A 12,415-nucleotide genomic window follows, 5' to 3' on the forward strand; every position below is an offset into this window, starting at 1 on the left:
TCTTTTTTGTGAGCCACGGCCTGCAAGACCCGGGAGAACATCAGAGGCTCAGGTCAGGGTGTAATCCAGACGGGTGAAAGCGATCAGAGGCTGCTTTCTGCTCGGCAACAGGCCTGAGAAGACCTGCATGTCAAAACTCAGGAAGGCTGTCTGTCCGGTCTCTGGCGTATGGGTCGAGAACCAGTCTGTCACGGCCGACTGGGTGTCGGTGACAACGGATGAGGAATAGCTGAACAGCGGGCGGTAGAACATGGGCACAAGCGAGACAATATCCTCAGCCCCAAGCGGTCCGCTGTCCGGAGCCAGCCTGTAGCCATACCGTCCGATCAGTTTTTCCTCCGTGCGGGCGCTGGTCGGCGGTGAACCCAGGATGGCGGTAAAGATGGTTGTCAGGCTGCTTGAGAGCTGTGTTGAGGAACCGCTGCCGAACAGAATGGACTTGTCCCACCGGAGCCCCGGAACCGACAGGTTGCTGAAGGTGAGCGCCGGTGTCTGGTAGACAAAGGCGGATGCGGTTTCCTTGCCCGGCACCAGGTTCTGGTTCCGCAGAATGGAAAGGCTGGCGCGGGCATTCTGATAGGTGGTGACATCCAGATCATCATACCAGATCACATAGATGCGCTTGCCTTCGTCCGGAACAGGTTCCTGGAAGCTGTAGAAGATATAATCTGGTGTGGGGGTGCCGAGCGTCTCCCGCTTCAGTGGTTTCAGCACACCCTTGGCATCATAATAGCCAAGAGACGGAACATGGCTGGCTGGTCCCCAGCTTGCCGTGCCAGCCTCGCGGATAAGCACCAGAGCATCCAGCAGCAGTTCGCCATTGGCACCGGATTTGGTGCGCTTCTGCATGCGGAAAGTGTAGCTCGATTCAGGCACCAGATTGTCGCCATTGCCACCGGAGAAGGTTCCGTTCTGCACAAAGCCCCAGTTGGTGGAGACTTTCGTTGCCAGATCAGCCATGGCCAGAACGGCTGATTTGGCCGGTGTGGTGGTGGAACCGTCACCGGGGCTGGTCAGCAATGTTGTCAGGTCTGTCTTGATGGCTGCCGCATTTGTGGAGAATTCCGCCAGTGCGTCGAACGGGTCCTTGACCACGGCCAGCATGTCGGCATGCGGCGCTTCCGTGAAGTTGATGCCGATGGTGATCCGGGCTGTATCCTGGGCGGCAAGCTGCATTTCCATCGCCGCATAATAGGACCAGGCCTTGGCCTTCCGGATACGCTCGTTGAGTGAATCAGATGGCTTGATATCCAATGGTTTGTAGGTGGCCTGGGCCCGCTGATTGGCCAGGCGCGGCGTGATCGGATAGGCCCTGAGCGGGATCGGAATATCGAGCTGGCCGATGGATGTGTCGATGTCTGCCCCGCCGATCTGTGACGGGGTGGAGGGGAGCGGGTTGACGAAGGTCAGCCATTTCGACGTCTCATAGCCGTCCACATATTGTGCGGGCTCAACGGCATATTCGAGCGCGGTAATATCAAAGGACAGATTGAGGAACAGACGTCGGTAATGGGCACGGTTGCGGGTGCTGAGCAGGGTCGTCAAAGCCTTGCTGCTGGAGGCAAGATCGATCTTGCCTGCGGTCAGGCTGTATTCCGGCACCCAGCGGGCGGTATGAAGCGTGACGTCGACCGCAAGAACCGCCTGCTCGGCAATCAGGCCCGACAGGACCTCCACGGTCAGGGACTGGCTGGCCGCCAGGCCTGACAGGCTTGAGGTTGCCGGTGTGATGGTAACGGACGTACCGCGCAGATAGACTGTGCCGGTCAGCAGACCATCCACATCCATATTGGCAAGTGCCAGATAGCGAAGGCTGACGTCGAGCGCATTGGCCATGGAGGTGAGGGTGGAGCCGAAGACGGTCTTTGCAGTATAGCCGTCGACTGTAAGCGATGTGCCATCCCGGAACAGGGGTTTTGTATCCTTGAAGGCCGTGGCGAACTGAGCCGCCGTTGCAGCAAGCGTCGTCATGCCGATGGCCAGGGTATCATGGGCGGCAATGTGCCACTGCTTGTTGTTGAGGTTTAGGGTCTGGCCGGTTTCAAGGATGTTCGGGGTTGCGGCCAGTAGCTCGATAACTCCCTCAAGGGAAATGCTGAACTCGGTGGCCAGGCTCTGCAATGTTGTGGTTGTCGAGAGGCTGTGCCCTGGGGCGTTGATCTGGCCGCTCAGTCGGTGGCCGCCTTTATCTGATCCCGTTGTGGCGAAATCCGCTTCAACAGTTGCGGGCACCTGGATCACCGCGTCCGTCTGATAGCCCTGGGAGAGGTTGGCCCGTAGCTGCTGCTCTATGGCCGACCGGGCCGCCTGTGCGTCAATGGCTGCTCCGGATTGCTCGATGGGGGTAAGCTGCCCGGCGATTGCTGTGGCAAGTACCCCCTTGGCTGTTGTCAGCGCATTGAATGTGTCTGATCCCGCTGCCGCCTTCGTGATTTCGTAAGCGGGGCTCGCATAGGCCGGAGACAGAAGCAGGTCCAGTGTGGCGAGGAAATCGACGACCCAGTCCATCACGTCGATGGACTGAAAGACGGTGGCGGACGCATCCTGGCTGAAGGGCGGGTTCTGCCCGGACTGATAAGTCCTTATGGATGCCTCGCGGGAGATCAGCGACGTGGCCAGTGGCGGCAGGGCCAGATAACCCGGGGCTGGCGTGTTCTCACCCAGCTTCACCTTGCGGATGGTCTTGACGGATGACGGCTGGCCTGACGCACCGAAATGAACCGCATATTGCCGCTGGTTGCCGCGATTGGCCAGCGCCGTATCGGTCGGGCCGGTGCTGCACCACAGCGCTCCGCCATAGGCGGTTCCAAGAGCTGTAGCAAAGTCAGTGAGGCTGGCCGGAACGCCTTTTGATTTTGGCGGTATAGGACTGGTGGATGTCCCGACCTCTGTGATCTGCGTGAAATTGGTATCGATCTCGTTTGCGGGCCGCGTCAGGATGACCGAGGTCTGCAATTGCGAGATAACCGAGGTCACTGCGGGGGACGCGGGCAGGGCCCCGCCGAAGCTGAGTGCGGGCGCAGGCAGAAGCACTTTGGCAGACGGGTTCACAATGGCCTGGCCCAGCAGAGCGGTGAGGAAGGCATCATAGTCCATCGCCTGACCAAGTGTGGCATTCACCAGCGCAAGGCTGTTGGCCAGCGTCTGAGATGGTCCGACGGTAAATGTGTGGTTCGATATCGTATAATTCGCGCCCTGTTTCAGGAAGCCGTCAAGCGCGCCATTGGCCTTCGCCAGCCGGATGGCATCGGACTGGGATGCGGTCAGGAAGGCTGTTGCCAATGTTGTGAGACTGAGAGCGGAACCTGATCCGGCCTGGCTGGCCAGCGGGGCCGGGCACACCATCTGGCTGCCCTCCTGCATCAGTCCGGTCTGGGCCTGGATGGCAGAAACAAGCTGGGCCAATGTGGGTGTGCTGGTCGGGAAGCGGGGCAGCAGGGATGCAAGCGAATCCTCAGCCGTGGTGGTGACATTGCCTGAGCCGGAAACCGTGATGGTCTGTCCGGGGATGAACAGGCCACCAATGGTCTCCACCTGACCGGCCAGAGCGTCGGCGGTGACCCCGAATTTGCTGGCAATGCCACCAAAAGTCATGCCCGACTGGATGCCATAGGGCACAGCTGCAAGCGCACCTGCATCCAGAAGCGCGGGCAGGATCAGAAGGCTGTCTGTGGTCATGGTGCTGGTGAGATTGGCGGCGGTGAAATCCGCAAGGGTTACACCACCGGCCTGAGCCAGATAACCGCGCAGGCTTTCCCCGGCTGGCACCGTCTCACTGCTGCTGCCGGTCTGCATGCGGCTGTCCTGGGTCATCATGCCCGGCAGATCGCCATTGAGACTGATGAAGGTTGCCGTATTGCCGCCGAAGAGGTCGGTCACCACCTGGCTGATGGTCTGGTCCTTGTCTGTAACCCGCCGGTCCACCGCATAGGTGGCAGGAGTGTGGGCAGGATTGAAGAGATCAACGATCAGCTTGTTGCTGACGGCGATTTCCTCAATCGTGGTGGTGACGCCCTGATTGGCAAAATCACTCACAAGAGACGTAAAGGTCGCGTTTTGGCTGGTTACGGATTTGGTGCCGACGAACAGGGTCAGACCATCGCTGATCAGCCCGGTCACATCCTTGTTGGCCCGGCCCAGATCCCCGAGAGAGCATTTCGAGGCCGCAGCATAATCACTGAGCGTCTTGCCCTGCGAGAGGGTGCCGGTGGTTGCCGGAATGGCCAGATCGGTTCCGGACGGGATGACGGTCACATCCGTATTGTGCCACTGGCTCAGCAGCGTGGCGGCGGAGACATTCACCCGTGTGGCAAACGCGTTCAGGGTTTCGTTGTGCTTGACCTGCTCGAACCTGGGCAGGGTAATGCTTGAGGCAAAGAGGCTGGAAATCGGCCGGTCGATATTGTCCTTGAGGAAGGCTGCTGCGGGCACACTGTAGGTGTTGGTGACCACCTGCAGACTCTGCCCGGAGGTGACCTTGTGGGTCTTGATCGTCAGGCCCGCAATCTGGCTCGTGAACACATAGGCCGTCGACAGATAACCGATGAGCGGAGCCAGGGGCGGGGTCAGGTTGGCGGATGACAGGCTGGTCTTGATCGCCACACCCATGCCCGGTTGTCTGAGCTGATAGAAGGCGGACTTGAATTTCACCGCATGCGCACTTGCCGAACGAAGAGCCTTCTCGGACGAGAGGTCCGGCCCGGGCAGATAGGAATTGATCTGCAGGGCACCCTCGATCATCAACTTGGCGCTGGGGCTTGTGCCGCTGAATGTATAGTCCCATGTGGTGCCCGGCCAGTCGCTCAACCCGGTCAGCCGGTCCGTATAGCGATCCGGCACACTAACGCCGGACAGCGGGTCGGAGATCACCGCCTTGTTGCCGAAAATATCATGGGCCAGGAAACTGAGAGACGCCATGGATGTGGAGGAAACGCCTGTATAGGGGTCGTCGGTCACGGCTGGCAGCCACGGATTGCTCTGGGCGGTCCGGGCCGACGGGTTGGCACGCGGATAGAGACTGATTGTCTGGCTGTAGGTGACCTTGTCGCCGGTCCCGTGCGTATCGCCTGCCGTTGGCGCAGGGCCTTGCGGAATGGCTTCATTGCTGGCTGTGAACCCACCGCCACTGCCAAGCTTGTAGCCGATCAGCCCGTACAGCATGCCGGAAAGATCAGCTGCGGTCGGATTGGTGACGGACGACGGGTCGGTCCGTTCGATAGAGAACCCGCCAGTGCCCGGCGGGATGGTGGCCAGCCGTGTGGTGGGGGCATTGGCTCCGGTCTGTTCCCCAAAGACCTGGGATGAGGCCGCATCCACATTGTCACCCACAATCGCCACATTGTTGAAGGACATCAGCGGCCCGCCGGATGTGTTGCTCGAGCTCTGGCTGTGGAGCAGACAGACCACCTGGATGGTGCCCTGTCCGTTTTCATCAAATACGAAGTCGGGCAGGCCCGCGCCATCGGCGTCGTAGCTCAGATAGAACCCGCCTTCCACCACAACGGAAGCCTCCCAGAGCAGCATCAGAAAATCACCTGCTGCGCTGACCGCCGCACTGTAGGTCTCGGGTGTTACCGCCAGAGCATCTGCTTCCAGCTCTGCCTGACTGCCAACGGTCGGGTTGCGGGTGGTGGTCGACAGATTGGTTTTCAGCAGAACGGTCTTTGACGCACTGACCGCATCTGAGGCATAACCCTTCGGTGTCGAGCTGGTGGCGTTGGGCGGATAAAGAAGAAAGAGATTGCCGGTGTCGGTTGCTGAAGCACCGAGATAGGTCCAGAGCTGATAGAGCCGGTCTGTATGGGAGGCATCAGTGCCCTTGCAGAGATAGAGCCCGTCAATCCAGTCACCCTGCGCGGGGCTGTCGCCCGCCGCAGCGCCTGACGTATTGTCGGACGCGCCCGGATTGGTCACCCGGTGCAGGGCAACAGGAATCTGAATGGCCCAGGCATAGGATTTGAGCGCTGAACCCTCATCATCAGGCGGAGCATTCAGGGCCGTCACCCGGAGGTCGAACGGCAGGTTGCCGCCTGCATCGGTCAGCTGCTGAAGGTTTGATGGCAGAGGCCAGAGGCTGGGCTCACCCGGCGCATGATCCGCATTGCCTGCCGCTGCCGGCAGTGTCGGCCGGACGCCCGCCTGCCAGTGCTGAGTGACCTGGAAATTATAGTGGACCTTGGTGTCTTCGTAATTGCTGAGGACCTGGGGGGCGCTGGCATTCAGTGTCACGGTTTTGGATGGCAGTGAATTGCCGAATGTGGCGTGATCAATGGTCAGCGTGATATCGGTCAGGGTTCCCGTTGCCAGCAACTGGCCTGCCCGGATGGTCTCAAGGTTCTGCAGGCCCGGATTGTGAGCCAGAAGCTCCTCTGCGACTGTGGCGTTGGGCTGAGTGTTGACGGTCGCTGCGGAAAAGCTGATCCAGTCGGCTGAGGAATGGCTGAGTGTCACATCAACCGGCGTGGTTGACGGATCCGTCCAGCCTGTTTGTTGTCCGGTGAGATCAACAATGCCGTAGAGCGAGCCGGTGAAATCCCCGGCCAGCACCTGAGCTGGTGTCAGGCCGGTGAATGTGGTGTCATCAGGGGCGGGCACGCGCAGGCCATGGGCGAGGAAGTTCGACACCTGCATGGCCACCGTATTGAGCTGGCCTGTTGTCTTCAGGGCCGTGACGAACTGGTCCACCGGCAGAGCAGGCACATCGCGGATGGTCAGCCCTGCATTGCCTTCGAACAGGCCGGTCAGATTCTCAAGGATCGGCACCAGATCCGCAATCGCCAGATCATAGGCATCAGAAAGGGTCTGAAGTGTCTGGTCCTTCGGCAGTTTTGCGGTAAACGGCGCAACCCAGGCGGCGTGCAGCGGCGTCAGGACGTCCTCAGTCAGATTGTTGGTGATGAGATCGTTCAGGGCGAGCCCCGGGAAGGTGGTGCCCGCCAGCATGTCCAGCGTATCGGTTGAGGTGATCGTGTGGTCCATCGCCGGAATGGTGACAGGGCTTGTCACCGCCGGATTGGTGGCATTGTCCATGGCCTGGAAGCGGGCAAATGTGGCCGCGATGGTGGCCAGCGTGTCACCCGTGTGCACCGTATAGGTGCTGCTTGCCGGGGTGGAGTTCAGATAGGCGGTCGGAATGGACAAGGGCGCGCTGGATGGGGACAGGGTGTCCCAGTTCACATTCGGATTGAGCGTGGAAATCGCCTGCTCGTACCAGTCGAGATTGGGGGCGCCCGTAACCCCTTCATTGCGCACCTTGAAGAAGGCGGTGATGAAATGCTGGGTATCTCCGGCCACCGGCTGATAGGTGAAGGCGGGGATCTTCAGCTTTGTGCCCTCGCGGAGGAAGCCCTGGACGCTCTTGTTGGCAGTGCCGATCTGCAGACCGGTGAGCGGATGAGCCGGGTCCACAAACGGAATGGCTGTGGCCACTTCGTTCAGTGTCTGGCCGGACCGGACCTGATAGGCCAGACGCGGCATGGCGATCTGGAGATCTTCCGCCAGCTTCACCCCCGTATTGTCTTCGGCAATCGACAGGGCGGTCACGCCGACAGGGATATTGACATCCAGACTGTCACCGCGTGCGGCCAGCGGGTTCATGTCCGCCAGTGTCTGCGGGTGATGACCAGTAAAGAGGGCGAGGTCGGCCAGCGTCTGGCCGCGGGACAGCCGGGCTCTGGCTGTCAGGGTCGGGAACCCGCCTGCAAGGGTCTTGAGACTTGGCCCGTTCGTCTGGGGATAGGTGTAAGGGTAGTTCTGTAAAAGGGCGACAGCATTCTGCAAGGCCGCCTGGGTCAGAAGCAGGAAATACTCGCTGAAAATCAGCTCGGCCAGACTGGCGGTGCCGCCCGCACCGGCCCCGCTGCCTGATTGTGTGCTGCCCGAGACCGATGGTGCGTCAGCCACGCTCTGGGTGGCATTGGTCATCAGCTGTTTGAAGTAGGCCGCGAGATTGGTGGCATAGGCCGTTGATGTGGGATTGTGGCTGGCAAAATCGATGTTGGTGGTCACCGTACCCTGTACGAGCCTTGCCGAGATTTCCGGACAGACCGGCACGAATGTTCCGCTGGATGCGGCAATTGTGCCGGGCTGGGTGCCCTGCGGATAGGCGATGATGTCCAGATGCAGGCTGTCACTCATGAAGGATGAGAGATTGCTGTAGGCGAAGGTTCGCTGCTGGAAATCAGGGTCGGAAGTTTCTTTCAGCAGATCCTCAAGCTGCAGCAGGCTGAGCGGATCGGTGCCGGTCTTACCGGCCCCCGCCTGGGCCGCCCAGCGGAAAAAGGCCTCCACCATGGATGCCAGAGGCGGGTCGCCGCTTGCGTCCAGATGATGCACGTGATCAAGGCTGTGCGCCCCACTCTGAACATGGCCGTGAGCCTGCGGGTTCACCGCATTTTCTGCAATGAAGCCGAGCACGATCTCGGTCTGGTTGCCATTGCTGGCCCCTGTGTGACCATAGAGGCTTGCCGGATCGGCAACAGTGAACATGGGCAGGAACTGGACCCGCGCCGTCTTGTGCTGGCCTGCACCGAACACAGGCACCGGCGTCCAGGTATCCGCGCTTGGGGCGTTGAACGCCATCTCCGGCATCAGCAGGGATGTGCGCATATGCTTGATCTGGTGCAGGCTGCGATGATCGGGATGCTGCATCAGGCCTGGCAGATAGTGGCGGGCATGGCGCAGGCGCGTCAGCCTCAGGCGCGGCTTCTGGCTGCGCTGTTGCCTCAGCCGCGGTGTATGGTGGTCGCTATGGCCAAGACTGACAAAGGCAATTGCGTCCCGGTTTTCGTGATGGGACGCGAGGCGCTCGTTCTGGGTGCCGACAATCCATGGCGTGGCTGTGGCGCTGCCGATTTTGAAGCTCTCCTCAATCGTCAGACTGAAGCTGAAATGGACCGTGACGAACAGCACCTTGACGCTGGCTTTGGCGGTGACCTCGACTTTTAGTTCCACATCGGATGGCTTGTGGGCTTCCAGAACCAGCGTGACGCTGGCTCTGGCCACAATGCTGACGGACGCCTTGATAACGACGAAGTCCACCGAACCATAGAGCGTCCCGACGATACCTGCGGTGCCCTGGACCCAGAAATAGAAGCCCGGATCTGAAGCTTTGTCATAGGGGTTGAATGGTGCAAAGACGCCTTCGAAAATGCCGTAGACTTCCACCTTCAGCCCGGCTTTCAGCGGCCCGGCCTGGAAGTCCTTGCCAAGGCCGACAGACAGCCCGACACCGGCCTCGATCACCGGGTCGAACTCGCCATTGGTGATCAGCGGCACCCGGTCTGATGTGGCTCCGGTCAGATAGGCGAAATAGAGCCCGCCCTCGCCGATGAACGGGAAGACCTCGACCGCAAAGGCGATGGAGAAATCCTGATTGTGCGGGAAGCCCAGATCGACGCGGAAATTGCCATTGGTAAAGATATCCACGTGAATAATGCCGAGCGTGACGCTGACTTCGCCGAATTCCAGATGGCGGAACATGTCCGGCACGCGCAGATCGACCGACAATTCTCCGATATCGTCCGAGATCTTCCTGTAGAGCAGCTCAAACCGCAGGCCGTTGAGTGCTCCGCCCCGTTCACCGGAAACCTTGATCAGCGCCCCGTAGATTGTGGGGTCGAAGAACACTGCTGACAGGGACAGGGTGTCGAGAACGGTGGCGTCCAGTCCGAACATCCATGTGCTGTTGCCGCTGTATCGGAGGCTGGCGGCCTTGGGGTCCGTCAGCGGATTGCCGCCACCGGTGACCGGCTGCATGGATGCTTTCAGTGCCGTTATCACCTTCTCGACTGTATCAAGCTCGCTTGCAGGTACCGACAGGGCAATATGCTGGCCCATGCCCACATAACGGAGGTCGATCAGTTTTGGCCCCTTGCCGGGAACCTCCGGTGCCTCGTCATTCAGCACATCCCAGCTGAGCGGGTCATCATTGGTGCCGAAGGGCTGACCGAGAAACTGGCCGTAAAGCTGTACATAGACTTTCCCCTCGCCATTGACGCTCTTGTAGAGGAGGCCGATCTTGTCGAACTTGGCAAAGGTCAGGTCCAGGTTGAGGCGATAGTCCACCTCCACATCCGATGTGGTGAGATTGACCACCAGCTCCAGGTTCTTGAAGTTGATCTGGTAGAGAATATCCCACGGAGCGGACAGGGTGCGATGCTCGCCGGGCAGGGCCAGATTGATGAGATATTCGATGATCTCGCCAAAGGACAGGTCACCCAGCCGGATGGTCAGGAAGGTGTTCTTGGTGGTGCCCTTGACCACCTTCTGGGTGACGGTGGCCTGAATGCCCCGCTGCTTGTACCAGATGCCGAAGCTGAGAGCCGAATTGTCGGGGGCGAACTGATAGGCGGCTGAAATCAGCAGATTGAACAGCGAGAATGTGCCTTTCACCTCGCCGGAAATGACCCATTCATTACTGGCCTGGCTCACGTCAAGAGAGACCGGCAGAGCGGTGATGTCCTCATAGGTGAGCGCCTGCGGAGCCGAGTGGTGAGGCTGGTGCTGGATGGTCCCTGGCGGTTGGTGAGGTCGAGACAGGCGCGGGTTCTGCTGCTGGCCTTTTGTGCCTGTCAGCGACAGGGAGGCGGTCAGCTTGAAGGTCGGGCTGTTCTGGTCGTTGAAGATCTTGAAATCCCAGGCCAGTGACATGCTGCCGTCAAAAGTGTAGCGGAGCGGATTGTTGCTTTTGTCTGTCGCCAGCGTCGCCTGCAACTTGTCGACCACCAGATCTGGCACGCCGTAAGACCTGCCGGGGATCGGGCCGTTCGGATACATGAGTGCAGTCAGCAGCTTGGTGATGCTCAGCGAGCTGCCCCGAACAAGGCCGCCCGCAAACCCCCAGCCGTAGTCATTGCCGGGTGAGGTGCCGGTGAAATAGAACTTGGCCTGATCGATATGGGTAAAGGCGGTCAGCGAGCCCTGCAGCAACTGGCCGTCATAGTCGATATCAAAACTGATGCCATCAAAGCCGAGGTCAATCAGGGCCCCGCCATTGGCCTGTCCGAGGCTGATGCTCCAGTCAGTGAAGATATCGGTGCCGAAGCCGAAGGCACCGGTGTGGATGTTGACCGACATGTCCAGCCGGGTGATTTCCATGTCGATGGGCGGTGTGTAGGTCTTGCCTGTGAGTTTCTGCATGACAGAGGCCATCAGCGCGGCCATGGAGACGGTCATGTCTGGCTCCAGGCTGGCCGTCAGGTCAAGCCGGGGAATGCCCAGCGCGGCCACCATCTGCACTTCCTCAACAATGGAGAAATGCGTGTAGAGTTCACCGTTTGCCTGCGGCGCAAGCCCGTCGATGAACTGGATGCTCATGAAAGCACCGACCTCGGAGACGGTGAGAATGTCATTGGGCAGAAGCGGCCAGGAGCCCACATTCATGGCCACGTCGAACGTCAGATTGCTGACGGTGGGCAGACCGGAGCCATCGGAGACATAGAGCGTCATCGACAATTGCTTCAGCTCAAGCGAGACTGCTGCAGGCACGGCGGCCGGAACCAGGGCCCCGAGATTGATACCACCGGTAAGGCTGTTGAGGTCTGACCAGGAGGACAGCGGCACAGAGGCTCCGGTGGTGGCCAGTGTGTATGAATCGCTTTGCGGCAGAAGCGACAGGGTGAAGGCCAGCGGTGCGCCACTGCCAAAGGCGAGACTGGCCGTCAGATGGGCCGAGGCAAAGGGGCGCTTGGTGGTGGTCTTGCCCGGATTGTTCGGGTCGTAATAGGGCAGCTCCTTGTATTCGCTCGTGAGGTTGGCCCCGAACTGAAGTTTCAGCCCGGCAAGGGTGATTGGTGTGCTCCCCGCGGGACCAAGACTGACTTCCGGCATGTCGCCTGCGGTCAGGTTGACTGGTCCGGCCACTGTCTGGCTGTCTTCTGTCACCAGCAGCGGCTGGGCCATGGCCAGTGCGCCTGTCAGTTTCAGTCGCCCTTTGAAATTGATGCCGGGTGTTGTCACCAGCGGATAATCGGTGACAGTCACAGCCGTGCTGGTGAGCAGGAAGAAGGAGGACTGGAACTTGACCTCTGCAAGACTTGTCGGCCCGAGCCCTGCAAGGCTCTCGGTCAGCGTCCAGCCGCCCGCGCTTGCAGGCACATCGGCACTGAGGACGAGCTGGGGATTGCCGTTTGCATCCACCGAGAAATTGGCCGTGACCGACAAGACGGTCTGTGTGCCGCCACCGGACCAGGGAAACAGCGTCGCGCTGCCCTGATAGCGGATGATGTTGGCCGTTGGCGGGGCGGGGAAGGTCTGGACACTGGTCAGTGACAGGGTTGCGCCTGCCAGCGTATCGGTCAACAGGCGATGGATATCGGTCCAGCCGGTAATGGATGTGGCGGGTATGGTCAGCGTCTTGCCGGATGTGTTCTGGAACGGCTGAAGGGCGGTGTAGAGTTGCTGGATATCCATCTCT

The 12,415-nt window shown here is 60.2% G+C and carries 1 protein-coding gene; it reads right to left on the reverse strand.

Annotated elements, in window-relative coordinates; genetic code table 11:
* Window positions 1-48: 48 nt before the first annotated feature.
* A complete protein-coding gene (locus RA157_RS16950) occupies window positions 49-12,411 on the reverse strand; it encodes a hypothetical protein (protein ID WP_350334295.1) in 12,363 nt (4,120 codons plus the stop codon).
* Window positions 12,412-12,415: the final 4 nt, after the last annotated feature.

It is taken from the genome of Coralliovum pocilloporae (assembly GCF_030845175.1).
Taxonomy (GTDB): Bacteria; Pseudomonadota; Alphaproteobacteria; order Rhizobiales; family Cohaesibacteraceae; genus Coralliovum; species Coralliovum pocilloporae.